Genomic DNA, 18,653 nt, shown 5'->3' with positions numbered 1-18,653 from the left:
GGCGCGGGCCGGGATCAGCAGGGTTCGCGTTCGGGTGTCGAACCCGCAGGAATGGTGTCGATGCGCCACTCGCCGTACTCCTGGGTGAGGGGCAGCGCGAGACGCCAGCGGATGCAGTCGCGGGGCAGGTCGGGCGGCGCGTCGGCGACGTGCTGGGTGCTGGTGAAGCCGATGAGCGCGGTGAGCCGCTGTCCGGGGGCGGCCTCGATGCGGTAGACGAGGATGCTGCCGTCGCGGGTGCTGCGGTAGTTGGCGAGCCACTCCTGCCTCGGCTGCGCCTGCACGCGGGCCGTCACGACGGTGCCCGCCCACTGGTCGTAGTCGCGGCGGTTGATGGCGTCGAAGTGGGCCTGCAGCAGGGCGCGCACCGGCTCGGCCTGCGGATGCGCCGCGGCGTCGGTGGTCAGCTCCACCCGGCCGGGACCGGGCTGGCGGCCTGCGGGCACCGCCGCGGTGGTCGGCCGGGTGGGCCGGACGTCCTCGTCGGCCATGGGCGGCTGGTACAGCTCCCTGGCGAGCAGCCCGCCGCCGACCGTCAGCGAGACCACCACGATCAGCACCGGCACCAGCCAGCGCAGGTGGCTCGAGGACGACGTGGTCGGCACGCCGTCAGACTAACGAGGCAGCTCAGCCCACCTGATGCAGCCAGGTGACGGGCGCGCCGTCGCCCGCGTGCCGGAACGGCTCCAGTGCCTCGTCCCAGCTGGCGCCGAGCAGCTCGTCGAGCTTGTGCGCGAGCTGCTCCCCCGCCCTGCTGCGGGCGACCAGCGACCGCAGCTGGTCCTCGCCCACGACGATGTCGCCGTTGGCACTGGTGCGCGCGTGCCAGAGGCCGAGGCCGGGCGCGTAGCAGAACCGCTGCCCGTCGACGCCGGGGCTCGGCTCCTCGGTGACTTCGAAGCGCAGCATCGGCCACGCCTTGAGGGCCGCGGCGAGCTTGCCGGCCGTGCCCGTGGGCGCGCGCCAGTCACACTCGGCCCTCAGCTGCCCAGGAGCGGCCGGCTGGGCCGTCCAGCGCAACTCGACCCGGCCACCCAGGGTGCCGGAGATGGCCCACTCGACGTGCGGGCAAACCGCAGACGGCGACGAGTGGACGTACACCACGCCACGAGTGCTCACTGCTGACCTCCGCTGCTCGACGAGGGGCGTCTTCCCCTACGACCTCGCGAGCGACGGACACCTCAGCGGGTGGCGACTCCTGCGCCACATTCTGCACTGCGCTCACCCATTTGGCCACATGAGCACCAGAAATCACACCCGGTCAGTGAGCACCAGGGGGTGAGCAAGGGACCTTTACTCCCACAAAACGAGAGTAAATGTCCCTTGCTCCCGCTTCTGCGGCGATGCCAGGGACCGCGGCCACCGAGCCGAAGGGCACCGTGGGTACCTGGTACGTACCCGAGGTCACCTTCGGCTCGGGGCCGGGTGCGCTAGTTGGTGAGGGCGCCGACGGCGGCGACCACGTCGGCGAGGCCGGTGCCCTTGTCGAAGCTGGACGTGTACGGGCCTGCCTGCTGGTACGGCGCGCCGTCGGTGTACTTGTACGCCGTCGACTTCAGCGCGTCCTCGATCTCGGCGGGCGTGGCGTCCGGCTTGGCCTGGTACAGCTGCGCCACGATGCCGGTGATCTGCGGCGCCGCCATCGACGTCCCGCTGATCACGTTGTAGGTGCCGAGGTCGAGCATGCCGGGCCCGTTCACCGGCTGCAGGCCGGTGGAGCAGATCGGCAGGTACGGCCTGCACGCCGACAGGATGTTCTCGCCGGGAGCCGAGATGTCCGGCCAGCTCTGCTGGTCGTTCGCCGCACCGCGCGACGAGTAGTCCGACACGGTCCCGTCGCGGGTGCCGGTGCCCTGGTCGTTGTAGGACGCCACCGACAGGATGCCGGGCGTCGGGTCCTGGCCGGGCGGGTTGGACAGGTTCTGCGAGCCGTCGCCGCCGTCGTTGCCGTTGGCCCAGACGGTCACCACACCCTCGGCGGCCAGCGCGCGCTGCAGCTTCACCGTGGCGGAGTTGGGGTCGAACCCGCCACCGCCGCTGGGCCCGTAGGAGTTGTTGATGACCTTGATCGGCGGGCACGCCTGCGCCGACACTCCGGCGCCGCAGGGCGCGCGGTGGTTCTCCAGCACCCAGTTCAGCGCGGCGTCCGAGCCGAGCACGAGCAGCGCCGCGCCGGTGGAGATGGAGGTGATCTTCGAGCCAGGTGCCGTACCACCCACTCGAGTGCCACCCGACAAGGTGAAGTCGTTACCCGCAGCAATGCCGGTGACGTGCGTTCCGTGGCCGCCGAGCGACAGCGTGTCGGTGTCCACGGAGTTCGGCACCTTGACGATGCAGCCGGTGTCGGTGCCCTGCGCGCAGAGGCTCTTGAGGTTGGCCACCACGCGGCTCGAGCCGTCCTTGGCCGAAAACGCCGGATGCGTCGGGTCCACGCCGGTGTCGATCACGGCGACGCCGACGCCCGTGCCGGTCAGCTTGGTGCCGTCGGCACCGGTCAGCGTCTGCTGCGCCTCCAGGCTGCGCGTGGCCTGCGTGCCCGAACTGGCGTAGACCCGCAGCGGGTCGTTGTTCTCGACGTAGGTCACACCGGCGGCCTGCCGCACGGCGCGCACCTGGTCGGCCGTGCCGGTGGCGGCGACGACGCCGATCTTGCGGAAGGCCGTGATCCGCGTCAGCCCCGCCTCGCGGACGGCGTTCTCGGCCGCGGCCAGGTCACTGCCGTGCACCAGCGCGGTGACTCTCGCGGCACCGGAGGCCGTCGCCAGCAGCGAGCCCAGGGTGTCGGACACCGGGGCAGACGACTGCTCGGCCTGGGCCGGAACCGTGCCGGACAGGGACAGGACCGTGACACAGGCGACGATCAACGTCGATCGTCGCAGCCGGCCTAGGCTCATTTCGGCCTCCAGAACGCGAGGATCACCTGGACGTACCTACCAACGAGTAGCACTCAACTAGGTGACGCGGACCACTGTCAATGGTCACTTTGCGCGCACACCGCTGTGCGGCGGCGGCACGGAGGGCGCGCTAGCGTGTCACCACCGCGAGGCAGGGTCAGGGGAGGTAACTCGTGCGACTCGTCCGGTTCCCGGAGCGCCCCGCGCGCGTCTCCGAGGACGTCCGCGCGGCGCTGGCATCGCTCGGCAGGGGCAGGCACGTCGTCGGCGGAGTGGGCCTCGTCGGCCTGCGGCCGCCGGACTCGTCCGCCGCCGTCGACGCCGTGCTGGTCCTTCCGCACGGTGTGGTCATCGTGGTCGGCGTCGACCTGCCCGACCCCGCGATGCGACTCGAAGCGCCATTGGACCACCAGTGGAAGGCCGACGGCTGGCCACTGGTGAGCGGCGAGGGCGCGGTGCATCCCGCCGTCGAGCCACTGGCCCGCGCCCGCGCGCTCACCGAGCGGGTCCGCGCGCGGGAACCGGACACGGCGGTGGGCACGATCGTCGCGGTCGGGCCCTTCGTCGAGACGGTCGAGCAGCCGCCTGCCGACCTGGCGGGGCCGGTGCGCGTCGTGTACCCCACGGCCACCGCCATGCTCGCCGCCGCCGTCTCACTGGCCTCGGCGGAGCGGGAGCTGTCCGCACGCCGGGCGCTGGCGCTCATCCACGAGTTCGCGCCCTCGGCCGACCTGGACGACGAGGCCCTCGCCGCCGAGGGCTTCGGCACCGACGAGGACCCCCTCACCGATCCGGCCCACACCGTCCCCCTCGACCCCCCGGCGGCACCACGGCCACAGCACGCACCACCGGCACCACCTACGTCGCAGGCACCGGTCCGGACCACCACGACGGTCCCCGCGCCGCGACCCGTGCCCCGCCCGCTGCCCCAGCCCGTTCCCCGGACTGCGCCGGCTCCGGCACCACCCGTCGTTCGGCGCAGGCGGGGCAGGCCGCGGCGGTGGCAGCCGTACGCCGCCGCGGGGCTGCTCGTCGCCGTCGCCGCCGCCACGCTCACGATCGCCACGGGTGCGGCGGGCGACTCCACGGCGGGCGAGAGTCCCTCGCCGACGACACCCGCCCCGGTCGTGGTCACCACCGGCGGGGTCCGGTTCACCGAGCGCGCCACGGACGCGGCCACCGACTGCGCCGCGCACGCCACCGGTGACGTGCAAGCCCGCCTTGCCGAAGGCGGCTGCGAGGGGCTGCGGCGCGGCAGTTACGAGGCCACCCTGAACGGCACGCGGGTCGCCGTGTCGGTGGCCGCGCTGACGTTCGCCGACGAGCGGCAGGCGGCCGGTTTCCGGGAACTGGCCGACACCCCGGGCACCGGGACGGTCACCGACCTCGCCACCGAGGCAGGACGCTGGCCGGAGCCCGCGCCCAGCTTCGCGGGCGCCGCCTACCTCAGCTCGGTCAGCGGCGTCACCGTGCGCATCGTGCTCGCCTGCAGGCGGGACGGGCAGTCCCGGCCGGACGACGAGGTGCTGGCCGACGCCGCGCGGGCCGCACTCGGCATCCCGCTGTCCGAATGAGACGGCGGGACCCGGAATCCGTTCACAGGCCGTACTCCTCCAGCAGGCGCAGCCACACCTCGCTGATCGTGGGGAACGACGGCACCGCGTGCCACAGCCGCCGCAGCGGAACCTCGCCCACCACGGCGATCGTGGCCGAATGCAGCAGCTCGGCAACGTCCTGCCCGACGAGGGTCATCCCGAGCAGCACCTCCCGCTCGGTGTCCACCACCATCCGCACCGTGCCGGTGTAGCCCTCGGCGTGCAGCGCCGACCCCGCGACCGCGATGTCGAGATCGAGCACGCGGTGCTCCGGGCCCTCGGCGCCGGTCAGTCCGACGGAGGCCACCTCGGGATCGGTGAACACCACCTGCGGCACGGCATGATGGTCGGCCGTGGCCGCGTAGCGGCTCCACGGCACCGGCTCCGCGCGCTCGCCCCGCGCCCTGGCCGCGACCACGTCGCCGACCACCCGGGCCGCGTACTTGCCCTGGTGCGTGAGCAACGCCCTGCCCGTGACGTCACCGGCCGCGTACAGCCACCCACCGTCCACTCCGGACACCTGGCCGTCGTCGCCGACCCGGAGCGGCGCACCGGGTTCCAGGCCCACCACGTCGAGGCCGATGTCGTCGGTGGCCGGCCTGCGCCCGGTCGCCACGAGCAGCTTGTCCGCGTCGACGTGGTCACCGCCCGACAGCTCGAGCCGCACCGCGCCGCCATCCACTGTAGACACACGCTCCGCGCGGACACCGAGGTGCACCCGCACGCCGTCGGCGCGCAATCCCTCCGCCACGGCGTCACCCGCGAACGGCGCGTAACGCGGCAGCGGCCGCTCGCCCGACACGATCAGGTCGACCTCCGAGCCGAGGCGGGCCCACGCCTGCGCCATCTCCACGCCGACCACGCCGCCGCCGAGCACGGCCAGCCTGCCGGGGACCTCGGAGGCCGTCGTCGCCTCCCGCGACCCCCACACCGGCACCCGGTCGAGTCCCTCGATGCCCGGGTCGCGGGGCACGCTGCCGGTGCACACCACCACCGCGTGCCGCGCCCGCAACACCCGGCCGTCGTCGAGCGTCACCTCGCGGTCACCGGTGATCCTGGCGAACGCGCGCACGGGCTCCACCCCGGCACCGCGGGCCCACTCGAACTGGCCGGAGTCGTCACCGTTCGAGACGAAGGAGTCGCGGCGTGCGAACACCGCGCCCGGATCGAGCTTGGCCCCCTCCCCGACGCCGGGCATCCTGCGCACGGCGGCGAGCAGGTTTCCCGGCCGCAGCAACGCTTTGCTCGGAATACAGGCCCAGTACGAGCACTCGCCGCCGAAGCGTTCGTGCTCGACGAGCGCGGCCGTCAGGCCGCCGCGCACGGCACGGGCCGCGGCGTTCTCGCCGACCGGTCCCCCGCCGATGACCACCACGTCGAAAGTCTGCTCTGCCATGTCATGAGCGCACACCACGCCAGCCTTCACCGCAACCGGGCTCTCCGCAAGGAAAACGCGCCAGGCGCTATCCTTGCCGCGACCAGAGCACGAGCACGGGGAGGTCGTTCCATGGCCAGGAGTACAGCAGTCGAACTGCTGGACGACATCGACGGTGAACCCGCCGAGGAGACGGTGCGGTTCGCGTTGGACGGTGTGGAGTACGACATCGACCTCTCCGGCGACAACGCCGACACTCTGCGCACCATTCTCGGCCGTTATGTGGAAGGGGGCCGCCGCACCGGTGGCCGTAAACGGCGCCCGCGCATCATCGGGAAACCGAAGGCGCGCAAGCGCACGCCGGCGAAAACCGCAGGAAACGCGGCTGCCGCGAAATCGACGGCTCGCACAAAACAGCCTGCGAAAAAGGCGACGGCAACCAGGACCTCCTCCGCTAAGGCCGCCTCGGGAGCCGGAAAGGCCCGCACCACGAAGGCAACGACCGCGGGCACGAAGGCCGCGACGACGAAAACCACGGGCACCAAGGCCGCGGGCACCAAGCGGGGCAGCGGCGCGACGGCTGCCAAGACCACCAGCACCGCGGCCAGGACCACCACCGCCAAGAACGCCGCGAAGAAGGCCACCAAGCCGGCCGCCAGGAAGCAGACGGGCGGGCAGCGAGCCAGGACCGCGAAGGCGGCCGTGCCTCAGGTGACCTTCTCCGCGGCGAAGTGACCGTCGCCGCCGAGAGCGGCTCAGATCCCCTTCAGTTCCTCCACGATCTCCGACACCGACGATTTCGCGTCGCCGAACAGCATGGCCGTTTTCGGGTCGAAGAACAGTTCGTTCTCGATTCCGGCGAAACCGGAGCTCATGGACCGTTTCAGCACAATCACCGACCGGCTGGACGTGACATTGAGGATCGGCATTCCGTAAATGGGGGAACTCGGATCGGTCTGCGCGGCCGGATTGGTGACGTCGTTCGCGCCGATCACCAGCGCCACATCCGTCTGCGGGAACTGCGAATTGCTCTCGTCCATTTCCTTGAGCGATTCGTAGGGCACGTCGGCCTCCGCGAGCAGCACGTTCATGTGGCCGGGCATGCGGCCCGCCACCGGGTGAATCGCGTAGAGCACCTCGATGCCCTTGCCCTCCAGCAGGTCCGCCATCTCGCGCACGGCGTGCTGCGCCTGCGCGACGGCCATGCCGTAACCGGGCACCACCATGACCCTGCTGGCGTAGGCCATCTGGATCGCGGCGTCGGCGGCACTGGTGCTGCGCACCGGCCGGTCCTCGCCGCCACCAGCGCCGCCCCCGCCGGAGGCGCCACCGCCGCCGAACCCGCCCGCGACGATCGCCGGGATGGAGCGGTTCATGGCCTTCGCCATGAGGTTGGTCAGGATCGAACCGGATGCGCCGACGATCATGCCCGCCACGATGAGCGCCGTGTTGTCGAGCGCGAGACCCATCGCGGCCGCCGAAAGGCCGGTGAACGCGTTGAGCAGCGAGATGACCACCGGCATGTCGGCGCCACCGATGGGCAGCACCACCATCACACCGACGAGCGCGGCGGCGATCAGCAGCCCGATGATGAGCCAGTCCGACGAGCCGCCCGCGGCGATCACCACAGCGAGCACCACGGCGGCCAGCACCAGCAGGATGTTCAGCGGCTGCTGCGCCTTGCCCAGGGTGATGGGCTTGCCGGGCAGCAGTTCCTGCAACTTGCCGAACGCGACGTTCGAGCCCCAGAAGGAGACCGAGCCGACGATCGCGGCGAACAGCGACGCGATGGCCACGTACAGCGGCTCGTGGGCGTAGCCGTCGGTGGTGCGGAACTCGACCCAGGCGATGAGCGCGACCGCGCCACCGCCGACACCGTTGAACAGCGCCACCATCTGGGGCATGGCGGTCATCTTGACCCTGCGGGCAGCCGGGACACCGACCACGGTGCCGATCACGAGGCCGAGCGCGATGAGCCACCAGTTACCCATGCCGGGCAGCAGCAGCGTCGCGATCACGGCGATGGCCATGCCGACGGCGGCGATCCAGTTCCCGCGCACGGCCGTTCGCGGACCGGTCAGGCCCATCAGGCCGTAGATGAACAGCGAGAACGCGATGATGTAGAGGACGGCGATGAAGGTCGTCACTTGTCGGCCTCCTTGGCCGCCTTCTCCTTGGGCTTCTCCTTGAACATGGCGAGCATCCGGTCGGTGACGAGGAACCCGCCGACGACGTTGATCGTGCCGAACGCGATGGCGATGACCAGCAGGATCTTGTTGAGCACGCCGTCTGCGCCGAGGCCGAGCACGATGAGCCCGCCGAGCAGCACGATGCCGTGAATGGCGTTGGTGCCGGACATCAGCGGCGTGTGCAGCGTGTTGGGCACCTTCGAGATGACGGTGAATCCCACGAATCCGGCGAGTACGAGGACCGCCAGGCTTTCCACCAGCATCAGTTCACCTCCTCGTCGGCACCCGCGACGCACGCGCCTGCCACGATCTCGTCGGAGAAGTCGAGCGCGAGCCTTCCCTCGCTGTCCACGATGAGCTCGATGAGCTCGGTCAGGTTGCGCGCGTACAACTCGCTGGCGTGTACGGGCATCTCGGCGGGCAGGTTCAGCGGCGAGCAGATCGTCACGTCGTGGGCGACCGTGTCCTGACCCGGCTCGGTCAGCTCGCAGTTGCCTCCCGTCTCGCCCGCCATGTCGACGATGACGCTGCCGGGGCGCATGCCGCGCACGGCCTCGGCCGTGACGAGCTTCGGTGCGGGACGCCCCGGCACGAGCGCGGTGGTGATGACGACGTCGAAGCCGGTGATGGCCTCGGTGAGCCGCCGTTGCTGCTCTGCCCGTTCCTCGTCCGTGAGCTCCCGGGCGTAGCCGCCCTCGCCCGCGGCCTCGATGCCGAGATCGAGCCACTGCGCGCCGACCGAGCGCACCTGCTCGGCGACCTCGGGCCGGACGTCGTAGCCGGTGGCCTGTGCGCCGAGCCGCTTGGCCGTGGCCAGCGCCTGCAGCCCCGCCACACCGACGCCGAGGATCAGCGCCTTCGCCGGCGGCACGGTGCCCGCCGCCGTGGTGAGCATGGGGAAGAACTTCGGCAGGCGCTGGGCGGCGAGCAGCACCGCCCGGTACCCGGCGACGTTGGCCTGCGACGACAGGGCGTCCATCGCCTGGGCACGGGAGATGCGCGGGATCGACTCCACGGCGAAGGCCCTGATGCCCGCCTTCTTCATGGCGGCGACGCCATCCACATTGGACAACGGGTTGAGGAAGCCGATGAGGACGGTGCCCGCCTTGAGCCGCTCGATGTCGGCCGGGGCGGGCGGGGTGACGGTGAGCACGATGTCGCTGCTCCGTGCCTCGCCGAGGTGAGCACCCGCTTCCTCGTAGAGTTCGTCGGCCAGCTGGGCTCGAAGACCCGCACCGGGCTCGACCACAACCTGCAGACCGCGTTTCGTAAGCCGCTCGACGAGCTTGGGTACGAGCGCCACCCTGCGCTCGCCCGGCCTGGTCTCCTTGACCACGCCGACCGTCAGCGGTGCATCGGTGTCCGGCACTTAGAGTCCTCCTCGACCTGAGGTTCGGCGGTGGAGACCATACTGGACGACGTCGTTATCCAGATCACGTGAGAAGTGTCGCACCCGCGACAGTATTGCATACTGTATGCAAGGCCGGAATGGTTTCCCGCGTACTCACCGTGCTCAGGCGGCGGCCCGCTCGTCGGCGGGGCGGCGGCGCAGCCGGGCCCGCTCGATGGCAGGCGGGTCGTAGGCCATGTCGAGCCTGCCGACGTCGGTGCCCGGCGCGACGATGGCGTCGATGCGATCGAGGATGTCGTCACCGAGCGCGACATCGGCACCGGCGAGCAGGTCGTCGAGGTGCTCCATGGTGCGCGGCCCGATGATCGCGGACGTGACGCCGGGGTGGGCGATCGCGAAGGCCATGGCCAGGTGGGTCAGCGGCATCCCGGCATCCTGGGCCAGGGAGAGCAGCTGCTCGACGGTGTCCAGGCGGTGCTCGTCGGACAGGTGCCGGAACCCGAACCGGGACCGGTGCGTGGCGTTCTCCTGGTTCCTGCGGTAGCGGCCGGTGAGCAGGCCACCGGCGAGCGGGCTCCACACCAGCGCGCCCATGCCGTACTCCTGGACCACGGGAAGCACCTCGCGCTCGATGCCGCGGTTGAGGATGGAGTACGGCGGTTGCTCGGTGCGGAACCGGTGCAGCCCGCGCCGCTCGGCGACCCAGTGGGACCGGACGATGTCCGAGGCGGGCAGCGACGACGTGCCGATGGCCCTGACCTTGCCCGCGCGCACCAGGTCGGTGAGCACCGACAGCGTCTCCTCGATGTCGGTGTCCGGATCGGGCCGGTGGATCTGGAACAGGTCGACGTAGTCGGTGCCGAGGCGGCGCAGCGAGCCGTCGAGGGCACGGACCAGCCAGCGGCGGGAGGCCCCCGAGGTGTTGGGCCTCGGCGGGGTGGCGCCGCTGGGGTCGTAGTGCAGGGGATAGCGGGCCTTGGTGGCGAGCACGACGTCGTCGCGACGCCCCTTGAGCGCCTTGCCCACGATCTCCTCGGACTCACCCGCCGAGTACATGTCCGCCGTGTCGACGAGGTTGATCCCGGCGTCGAGGGCTCTGTGGATGATCCTGATCGAGTCGTCGTGGTCGGGGTTGCCCGCGGGCCCGAACATCATGGCGCCGAGCGCGTAGGGGCTCACCTTGATGCCGGTCCGGCCGAGCGTGCGGTACTGCATGGCGTTCTCCTGATGTCGTGATCGAGGTGTGGTGAGCGTTCCCGTCATGCCGTACGCTGAGCTAAGCGGAACGCTCTTCCAGAACTATACGGAATGACGTTCCGGTTAGCAAGCGAAGGGAGGCCCGTGGCAGAGAACACGGCGGAGCCGGGCGCGCCCGGCCATGCGCCGCGCCGGCTGCGCGCCGACGCGCAACGCAACATCGATTCCCTGCTCGAGGCGGCGAAGGCCGTCTTCGGCACGGCGGGCGTGGACGCGCCCGTGAAGGAGATCGCCGATCGGGCCGGCGTCGGGGTCGGCACCCTGTACCGCCATTTCCCGCAGCGCTCGGACCTGGTCAAGGCCGTCTTCCAGCGCGAGGTGGATGCCTGCGCCGACGAGGCCGCGGCACTGGCGGCCGCGCACGGACCGGAGCGGGCGCTGGAGAAGTGGCTCGACCGCTACGTCGAGTTCCTCGCGACCAAGCGGGGACTCGCGGCCGCGCTGCACTCGGGTGATCCGGCGTTCGACGCGCTGCCCGGCTACTTCCTGCAGCGGCTCGGACCGGCCCTCGGGTCACTGCTGGACGCGGCGGCCGCGGCGGGCGCGATCCGCGGGGACGTCGGGGCGGAGGACCTGCTGTACGCGGTGTCGACGCTGTGCCGGCCCGTGAGCGGGAAAGGGCCCGCCTACAGCAGGCGCATGATCGCCCTGCTCGTCGACGGCCTGCGTTACGGCGCCGGCAGGCCCCGGTCGGCCAGCGCCTGAACGACGACGGCGCGGCGGTCACCGGCCTACGGTGGAGGCATGTACTCCACCGAGATCGAGATCAAGACCGGCGGACGCGCCGTCGTGCACGATCTGACCAGGGACGCCGAGCGTTTCCTTTCCGAGGCCTCAGCCCAGGACGGGCTGCTGCACGTCTGGGTGCCGCACGCCACCGCGGGGCTCGCGATCCTGGAGACGGGCGCGGGCAGCGACGACGACCTGCTGGCCGCCGTCGACGCCCTGCTGCCCCGCGACGACCGCTGGCGGCACCAGCACGGCAGCAGTGGCCACGGACGCGACCACGTGCTGCCTGCCTTCCTACCGCCGTATGCGAGCGTGCCGGTGCTGGGCGGGGTGCTCGCCCTCGGCACCTGGCAGTCCCTCTGCCTCGTCGACACCAACGTCGACAACCCCGTCCGGCGACTGCGGCTCAGCTACCTCGCCGGCTGAGCCACGGCCGCCCGGCCACAGCACCACCAGCAGGCCCGCGGCGAGCAGCGCGCCCAGCACCCAGATGCCGGTGCCGACGTCCGGCGCGCCGGAGGCGCCCACCAGCAGGCTGCGCAGCGCCTCCGTGGAGAAGCGGAACGGCGTCCACGACCACAGCAGCGCCTCGTACGCCGGGTTGAGCGTCTCCGGCACCTGGCTGGCGACCGAGGGAGCCAGCAGGTACAGCGGTCCGAGGATCGCCATGGCGCGCACCCCGAGCAGGCGGAGCAGGCCGCCCTGCACCGCCGCGAACGCCGCGGAGGTGAGCCACAGGAAGCCGACGGTGTCCCAGCCGAGGTGCAGCGACGAGTCCCACAGGGCGAGGAAGCCGGTGAGCACGCCCGTCATCAGCACGCTCGTGCCGAGGACGTGGGAGAACCGGGCGAGCGGGCCCAGCCGGGTGCCGCCGCGCTGGGCGAGCAGCGTCAGCACCGCACCGGCGGCCAGACCTCCGACCCAGGCCAGGGCGCTGATGCCCAGTGGCGCGACCCGTCCTGCGGCCGTCGTCTGGTGCACCGTTTCCACCCGTACGGGTGTGGCCGCCGCGCCGGGGTTCGCCTGCGCGAGCGCCGCCGTGAGCGCCTGCCCCGCCCCGGTGAGCGCCTGCTGGGCGATCTGCGTCCCGGTCGGGTTCACCGCGCCGGAGACCACGACCGTCGCCGACGGGCCCGACTGTCCCGCGGCCAGCTCCAGGACGCCGTAGACCTCCTTGTCGCCGAGCAACCGCCTGCCCTCGGCGGGCGTGGTGACGCGCCAGCTCAGCGCGTCCCCGCCCTGCCCGGAGACCCGCTCGGCCGCCGCCCGCAGCGGTCCGGACTCGGGTGCCGACACCGCCACCGGCACGTGTTCCGGGTGTGCCGTCGTCTGCGCGCCGAAGGTGAGGAACCCGAGGACCACGGCCGCGAGCGCGCCCACCAGGCTCGTCAGCACGACCAGCCGGCCGCGTCCCCACCGGGCTGGACCAGTCATGGTGCTGCCCTCCAGTTTTTCTTCAACCGTTGAATTACCTGTTCACGATAGAACCGGGCGCGCGGTGATGTCAACGCTTGTTGAAAAAGGCCTTCCGGCCAGGCCGGTACCGTGAACGCCGTGCCTTCCGTGAACGGCGTCCCCGCCCGCCTGGTGCTGTGGGACATCGACCTGACCCTGGTGGACCTGCGCGGGCTGGGTGGCCGCTGGTACACCGAAGCCCTCGCCACCGTCGCCGGCGTGGAACTGACCGCGATGCCCTCGTTCCCGGGGCGCACGGAGCGGGCCATCACCACCGAGCTGCTCGCCACGCACGGCATCGAGCCCACCGAGGAGCTCATCCAGCGGGTGTGGCGGGAGCTGATCGAGCTCTCGGCCGGGATGGCGCCGACGCTCGCCGGCTACGGGCGCGCGCTACCGGGCGCGGCCCAGGCGCTGGCCGCACTCGCCGAGCGGGAGGGCGTCGTGCAGACGCTCGTCACGGGTAACCTGCCGGAGATCGCGCGGCACAAGCTGGCGGCCTTCGCCCTGGACACCCACCTCGACTTCGGCATCGGCGGCTACGGCACGGTGTCGGCTCACCGCCCCGACCTGGTGGCACACGCGATGAAGCTCGCGGCGGCCAAGCTCGGCGAGGCGGTGCCGCCGGAGGCCGTCGTGGTCGTCGGCGACACGCCCCACGACGTGACGGCCGCACTCGACCACGGCGCGGTGGCCGTCGGCGTCGCCACCGGAAGGCACACCGCGCGGCAGCTCGTCGACTCGGGCGCCCACCTGGTGTTCGACGACCTCTCCGACACCGAGGCGCTGCTCGCCGCCCTGCTGTGACCAGGCGGCGAGGTCACCGGCCGACGAGGGCGGCCAGGTGCTCCACGACGTCGTCCACGGCGATCTCGGACCGCTCCCCGCTCGCGCGGTCCTTGACCTCCACGACCCCCTTGGCCAGGCCCCTGCCGACGACCACGATCGTCGGGACGCCGACGAGCTCGGCATCGGCGAACTTGACGCCCGGCGTGGCCTTGCGGTCGTCGAGCAGCACCCGGACGCCACGCTCGGACAGCGCCGCCGCGATGCGCTCGCCGCCCTCGAACACCGTGTCGTCCTTGCCCGCGACGACGAGATGGACGTCGGCGGGCGCCACCGCGCGCGGCCAGACCAGTCCCAGCTCGTCGTGGTGCTGCTCGGCGATGGCGGCCACCAGCCGGGAGACGCCGATGCCGTAGGAGCCCATGATGATGCGGACGGGCTTGGAGTCGGGTCCGAGCGCGTCGACCTCGAACGCGTCGGTGTACTTGCGGCCGAGCTGGAAGATGTGCCCGATCTCGATACCGCGCGCCGCGACGAGGGTGCCCTCGCCGTCCGGCGAGGGGTCGCCCTCCCGCACCTCGGCGGCCTCGATCGTGCCGTCGGGCGTGAAGTCCCGCCCGCACACCAGGTCCACGACGTGGTGATCGGCCTTGTCCGCGCCGGTGACCCACGCGGTGCCCCGCACGATCCGGGGATCCACCAGGTAACGGACGCCGTTGGCGGCCAGTGCGCCGGGACCGATGTAGCCCTTCACGAGGAACGGGTTGGCCGCGAAGTCGGCCTCCTCCAGCAGCGCCACCTCGGCGGGCTCGAGCGAGGCCTCCAGCCGCTTCATGTCGACCTCGCGGTCGCCGGGAACGCCGACCCCCAGCAGCTGCCAGTCCTTCTCCCCCGGCCTGCGGGTCTTCACCAGCACGTTCTTCAGCGTGTCGGCCGCGGTGAACGTCCGCCCGAGGCTCGCGCCGTTGAGGAAGTCGACCAGCGTCTCGATGGTCGGCGTGTTGGGCGTGTAGTGCACCTGCGCCTCGGGCAGGCCGTCCAGCGCCCGCTCCGGCGGCGCGGGCGTGACGACGGCCTCGACGTTGGCCGCGTAGCCCGAACCGGTGCTGCGCACGTAGGTGTCCTCGCCCGTCTCCGCGACCGCGAGGAACTCCTCCGACGCCGAGCCGCCCATGGCACCGGACGTGGCCGCCACGATCACGTACTCGAGGCCGAGCCGCTGGAAGATCCGGATGTAGGCGTCGCGGTGCAGCTGGTAGGAGCGGTCGAGGCCGGAGTCGTCGAGGTCGAAGGAGTAGGAGTCCTTCATGACGAACTCGCGGCCACGGAGGATGCCCGCCCTGGGCCGCGCCTCGTCCCGGTACTTCGTCTGGATCTGGTAGAGGATGACCGGGAAGTCCTTGTACGAGCTGTACTCGCCCTTCACCGTGAGCGCGAACAGCTCCTCGTGCGTCGGCCCGAGCAGGTAGTCGGCGCCCTTGCGGTCCTTGAGCCGGAAGACGCCCGGGCCGTACTCGGTCCAGCGGCCGGAGACCTCGTAGGGCTCCTTCGGCAGCAGCGCGGGGAACTGGATCTCCTGCGCGCCGATGGCGTCCATCTCCTCGCGCACGACCGTCTCGATGTTGCGCAGCACGCGCAGGCCCAGCGGCAGCCAGGAGTAGCCGCCCGGGGCGACCCGGCGGACGTAGCCCGCGCGCACCAGCAACTTGTGGCTGGGCACCTCGGCGTCCGCCGGATCCTCACGCAGCGTGCGCAGGAACAACGACGACATCCTGGTGATCACGGTGTGCTCCTAGGAAGAAGGCAGGCGTTGAACGAAGGGTAGTCAACCCCTCCCGAACTGCTCCAACCGGTATTTGCCGGCCCCGTCACCACCCGTCCGCCCGCGAGCCGAAGGGCACCTCGGGTACCTGCCGTGTACCCACGGTGCCCTTCGGCTCGCTCGTGGTGGCGCCGCACTACCCTTGTCCGGCGTGCTCGTACTGCTGCCACCGTCCGAAACGAAGGCCGACGGCGGGGACGGACCGCCGCTGGACCTCGGCGAGCTGTCCTTCGCCGAGCTGAACCCGGTGCGGCGCAAGCTCGCCGACGCCCTCGTCGACCTCGCCGCGGACGTGCCCGCCAGCCTGGCCGCCCTCGGCCTTTCGGAGCGGCAACGCGACGAGGTCGAGCGCAACGCCCGGTTGTGGACGGCGCCGACGATGCCCGCCCTGCGCCGCTACACCGGCGTCCTCTACGACGCGCTGGACCCCGGCGCGTTCGGCAGGGCGCAGCTGGCGCGGGCAGGCGAGCGGCTGGCCGTGGCGTCTGCGCTGTTCGGCGTGGTGCGCGCGCTCGACCCGATTCCCGCCTACCGGCTCTCCGGCGGCAGCAGCCTGCCCGCGTTCGGCTCGCTGCGGTCGCTGTGGCGGCCGGTGCTGGAACCGGTGCTCGCCGAGGTCGCCGGCCTCGTGGTCGACCTGCGCTCCGGTCCCTACGCGGCGCTGGCCCGCGTGCCGGGCGCGGTGACGGTGCGTGTGGTCACCGAGGACGCCTCGGGGCGGCGCAGGACCGTCAGCCACCACAACAAGGCGCACAAGGGCAGGCTCGCCGCCGTGCTCGCGACGAGCCGCACCGATCCCTCCACAGTGGACAAGCTGCTGACCGTGGCCCGCAGGGCGGGGATCGCGCTGGAGCGCACCGGCGAGCGGGAGCTGGAGCTGGTCACCGGTTCGTGAACCGCTCGGGGCGCAGTGGTGTGAGGTCCACCTCCGGCCGCTGCCCCAGCGCGACGGCCGCCGCGAGGTGTGCCGCCAGCGGCCCCAGCGTCAGACCGGCGGGCCCGAAGCCACCGCACACCACCAGCTCGGGATGGCCGTCCAGCGCGCCGAGCAGCGGCAGGCCGTCCGGCGTCGCGGGCCGGAAGCCGATCCGGGTCTCCAGCAGCGTCGCGTCCGCCAGCCCCGGTGCCACGGCGAGCGCCTCCCGCAGCACCTCCTGCTGCCCCGCCGCCGTCACCCGGTAGTCGAAGCCGGAGCCGTCCTCCCTTGTCGCGCCCGCCACCACGCGGGAGCCGGGAAAGGCAAGCAGGTAGTGGCTGGACGGCGGCAGCACCACCGGCCAGGACGTGGTGTCGACGCCCGGCAGCTCGAAGTGGCTGATCTGGCCACGTTGCGGCTCGACGGCAAGGCGCACGCCGAGCGGGGCGAGCAGCTCGGCGCTCCACGCGCCCGCCGCCACCACCACCGCGTCGGCGTCCACGGTGTCCTCGGTGCCCTCGCCAACGCGTACCCCGGCGACGCGATCGCCACTCACGCGCAGTTCCGCCCTGCCCTCCAGCAGCCGGGCGCCCCGTCCTTCGGCGGCCGCGAGCAGGCAGTCGCGCAGCGCGCGCCCGTCCACCCGGCCCGCACCGGACACGTGCACCGCGCCCAGCTCCGGTGCCAGCGCGGCGAACAGCGTCCCGGCCTGCGCCGGGTCCAGCCTGCTCACCACGCCCGCCTCCGGCCACGCGTCGGCCCGTGCGTTGATCCGCTCGTGCACCTCCGCCAGCTCGGCGGCGTCGGCGGAGACGACCATGCCGCCGACCACCTCGAACGAGGAGTCCGTGCGCCCGTCCTCGGCCAGCAGCTCGACGAGCGTGCGGTAGTAGGCCGCCGCACGCGCGGCGAAGGCAAGCTCGGTGTCGTCGAGCCTGCGCGAGGTCCACGGCGACACGATGCCCGCGCCCGCGGCCGTGGCGGCGCCGGACAGGGCGGCGTCCACCACGACCACCTCGGCACCCGCGCGGGCCAGGTGATACGCCGTGCCTGCTCCCGCGATTCCCGATCCGATGACGATGATCCGCATGGGGCCAGCTTGCCGTATCGGAGGCGGGCGCGACGGGCGCGTAATTCGCTTGCCCGGACAGGCCGCTCCCGGCGACGCTGTGACCTGAGCAGTTCGGTGCCGCGCAGCGGCGGAGTCGAGGAGGTGCCCGATGTCCAGCCCGGTCCCGGGTGCCGTCCGCGCCCGCCGTTCCGCCCCGCCGCGCTGACGCATCCGCCTGGCGGGGCCCCGTTTTCGACGAGGAGTCTCTCCAGTGCGACACCGCGACATCGATCCGTTCGACGCTGTCCCCGACCGCCCGGTGCGGCGCAGGCCACGCAGGCCGCGCTTCGACGACGAACCCGAGCCTGCCCGCGGCGGGCGGCTCACCGAGGACGAGCGGCATCGCCTCGCCCGCCTGCGCGAGGACGCCTACACGGAGACGGCACTGCCCGGCGGCGCCGATCGCTGGTCCACCTGGGACATGGGCGGGCACGGTCCCGCACCGCATCCAGCCTGGGTGGTCACCGACCTCGGCGCCCTCGACACCGAACTGGGCCTGCTCAGGACCGGCAAGGAGGCCGACGTCCACCTGCTGCGCCGCGGGTTGCCCGACGGCTCACGGGAGTGCCTGCTCGCCGCCAAGCGCTACCGCGGCGACGAGCACCGGATGTTCCATCGCGACGCGGGCTACCTCGAGGGCAGGCGCGTGCGGCGCTCGCGCGAGATGCGGGCGATGCGCAACCGCAGCGCATTCGGCCGCAACCTCATCGCCGAACAGTGGGCGACCGCCGAGTTCGCCGCACTGAGTCGCTTGTGGACGATCGGGGCGCCGGTGCCGTACCCGGTGCAGCGGGTGGGAACCGAGCTGCTGCTGGAGTTCGTCGGTGACGCCGACGGCACGGCCGCACCCCGGCTCGCCGAGCTGCGTCCCACCGGCGCAGAACTGCGCGCGCTGTGGCACGACCTGACGGCCGCGCTCGAGGTGCTGGCCGGTGAAGGGCTCTGCCACGGTGACCTCTCTCCGTACAACGTGCTCGTCCACGATGGACGCCCGGTGCTCATCGACCTGCCGCAGGTGGTCGACGTGGTCGGCAACCCCGGCGGCGCGCGCTACCTCGCCCGGGACGTGCACACGATCGCGCGGTGGTTCGCGGCCCGGGGGCTCGGTGACGACGTGCTCGCTCCCGGCGAGGTGCTCGCCGGGCTGCGCGCCGCCGCGCGGCTGCCCTGAGG

Annotated in this window: 17 protein-coding genes and 1 pseudogene; 7 read left to right on the top strand and 11 right to left on the bottom strand. The window is 72.1% G+C overall.

The features are described from left to right. Positions 1-14: 14 nt before the first annotated feature. The 3 genes from BAY60_RS13010 to BAY60_RS13000 form a co-directional block, all read right to left on the bottom strand. Entirely contained in the window at positions 15-605 is a 591-nt protein-coding gene (locus BAY60_RS13010) for a hypothetical protein (protein WP_245992476.1), read from the bottom strand. Positions 606-627: 22 nt separating this feature from the next. After that, positions 628-1,119, bottom strand: a complete 492-nt coding sequence (locus BAY60_RS13005) for a DUF3145 domain-containing protein (protein ID WP_112281201.1) — start codon at positions 1,117-1,119, stop codon at positions 628-630. A gap of 311 nt (positions 1,120-1,430) precedes the next feature. Further along, the gene (locus BAY60_RS13000) at positions 1,431-2,894 is read right to left on the bottom strand and encodes a S8 family serine peptidase (protein WP_112281200.1); all 1,464 of its coding nucleotides are present in this window, start codon (positions 2,892-2,894) and stop codon (positions 1,431-1,433) included. Positions 2,895-3,067: 173 nt separating this feature from the next. Between BAY60_RS13000 and BAY60_RS38305 the strand changes: the two genes are divergently transcribed. Beyond that, complete coding sequence (locus tag BAY60_RS38305) at positions 3,068-4,468, top strand: hypothetical protein (RefSeq protein WP_112281199.1); 1,401 nt, start codon at positions 3,068-3,070, stop codon at positions 4,466-4,468. A gap of 22 nt (positions 4,469-4,490) precedes the next feature. Here BAY60_RS38305 and BAY60_RS12990 read toward each other — a convergent pair whose 3' ends face one another. Continuing rightward, positions 4,491-5,885, bottom strand: a complete 1,395-nt coding sequence (locus tag BAY60_RS12990; RefSeq protein ID WP_112281198.1) for a dihydrolipoyl dehydrogenase family protein — start codon at positions 5,883-5,885, stop codon at positions 4,491-4,493. Between the two features lie 3 nt (positions 5,886-5,888). On the opposite strand from BAY60_RS12990, the gene BAY60_RS37545 reads away from it, so the two are divergent. Beyond that, positions 5,889-6,599: an Lsr2 dimerization domain-containing protein gene (locus tag BAY60_RS37545; protein WP_245992473.1), complete on the top strand. Its 711-nt coding sequence runs from the start codon at positions 5,889-5,891 to the stop codon at positions 6,597-6,599. A 20-nt stretch (positions 6,600-6,619) separates the two neighbouring features. On the opposite strand, the gene BAY60_RS12980 is transcribed toward BAY60_RS37545, so the two are convergent. The 4 genes from BAY60_RS12980 to BAY60_RS12965 form a co-directional block, all read right to left on the bottom strand. Next, positions 6,620-8,011, bottom strand: coding sequence for an NAD(P)(+) transhydrogenase (Re/Si-specific) subunit beta (locus BAY60_RS12980; protein ID WP_112281197.1), 1,392 nt, complete (start codon positions 8,009-8,011; stop codon positions 6,620-6,622). Further along, complete coding sequence (locus BAY60_RS12975) at positions 8,008-8,316, bottom strand: NAD(P) transhydrogenase subunit alpha part 2 (protein WP_170160395.1); 309 nt, start codon at positions 8,314-8,316, stop codon at positions 8,008-8,010. Before BAY60_RS12975 ends, BAY60_RS12980 begins: the two co-directional genes overlap by 4 nt. After that, positions 8,316-9,422: a Re/Si-specific NAD(P)(+) transhydrogenase subunit alpha gene (locus BAY60_RS12970; protein ID WP_112281196.1), complete on the bottom strand. Its 1,107-nt coding sequence runs from the start codon at positions 9,420-9,422 to the stop codon at positions 8,316-8,318. The genes BAY60_RS12975 and BAY60_RS12970 overlap by 1 nt, the downstream gene beginning before the upstream one ends. 144 nt (positions 9,423-9,566) lie before the next feature. Continuing rightward, positions 9,567-10,619 carry an aldo/keto reductase gene (locus BAY60_RS12965; RefSeq protein WP_112281195.1) on the bottom strand — a complete coding sequence of 351 codons (1,053 nt, stop codon included), beginning with the start codon at positions 10,617-10,619 and terminating at the stop codon, positions 9,567-9,569. Between the two features lie 126 nt (positions 10,620-10,745). Here BAY60_RS12965 and BAY60_RS12960 point away from each other — a divergent pair, with 126 nt between their 5' ends. After that, positions 10,746-11,366, top strand: a complete 621-nt coding sequence (locus tag BAY60_RS12960; RefSeq protein WP_245992471.1) for a TetR/AcrR family transcriptional regulator — start codon at positions 10,746-10,748, stop codon at positions 11,364-11,366. A gap of 39 nt (positions 11,367-11,405) precedes the next feature. Beyond that, positions 11,406-11,816: a YjbQ family protein gene (locus BAY60_RS12955; RefSeq protein WP_112281193.1), complete on the top strand. Its 411-nt coding sequence runs from the start codon at positions 11,406-11,408 to the stop codon at positions 11,814-11,816. Here BAY60_RS12955 and BAY60_RS12950 read toward each other — a convergent pair. Then, positions 11,760-12,824 (bottom strand): annotated as a pseudogene (locus BAY60_RS12950) (YhgE/Pip domain-containing protein); the annotation flags it as partial. The gene BAY60_RS12955 and the pseudogene BAY60_RS12950 sit on opposite strands and share 57 nt — an antisense overlap. Positions 12,825-12,944: 120 nt before the next feature. Between BAY60_RS12950 and BAY60_RS12945 the strand changes: the two are divergent. Next, positions 12,945-13,652: an HAD family hydrolase gene (locus tag BAY60_RS12945; protein ID WP_245992468.1), complete on the top strand. Its 708-nt coding sequence runs from the start codon at positions 12,945-12,947 to the stop codon at positions 13,650-13,652. 13 nt (positions 13,653-13,665) lie between these two features. Here the strand turns inward: BAY60_RS12945 and BAY60_RS12940 are convergent, their stop codons facing one another. Then, positions 13,666-15,414 carry a proline--tRNA ligase gene (locus tag BAY60_RS12940; protein ID WP_112281192.1) on the bottom strand — a complete coding sequence of 583 codons (1,749 nt, stop codon included), beginning with the start codon at positions 15,412-15,414 and terminating at the stop codon, positions 13,666-13,668. A gap of 190 nt (positions 15,415-15,604) precedes the next feature. Between BAY60_RS12940 and yaaA the strand changes: the two genes are divergently transcribed. Further along, a complete protein-coding gene (gene yaaA, locus BAY60_RS12935; RefSeq protein ID WP_112282349.1) occupies positions 15,605-16,348 on the top strand; it encodes a peroxide stress protein YaaA in 744 nt (247 codons plus the stop codon). Here the strand turns inward: yaaA and BAY60_RS12930 are convergent. Beyond that, complete coding sequence (locus BAY60_RS12930) at positions 16,335-17,459, bottom strand: NAD(P)/FAD-dependent oxidoreductase (protein ID WP_112281191.1); 1,125 nt, start codon at positions 17,457-17,459, stop codon at positions 16,335-16,337. The two genes, yaaA and BAY60_RS12930, sit on opposite strands and share 14 nt — an antisense overlap. Before the next feature lie 232 nt (positions 17,460-17,691). Between BAY60_RS12930 and BAY60_RS12925 the strand changes: the two genes are divergently transcribed. After that, a complete protein-coding gene (locus BAY60_RS12925; RefSeq protein ID WP_112281190.1) occupies positions 17,692-18,651 on the top strand; it encodes a serine protein kinase RIO in 960 nt (319 codons plus the stop codon). Positions 18,652-18,653 lie beyond the last annotated feature (2 nt).

The organism is Prauserella muralis, from assembly GCF_003202285.1.
Lineage (GTDB): Bacteria > Actinomycetota > Actinomycetes > Mycobacteriales > Pseudonocardiaceae > Prauserella_B > Prauserella_B muralis.
The sequence above is the reverse complement of the archived record's forward strand: the minus strand, read 5'-3'. Positions and strand labels throughout refer to the sequence as shown.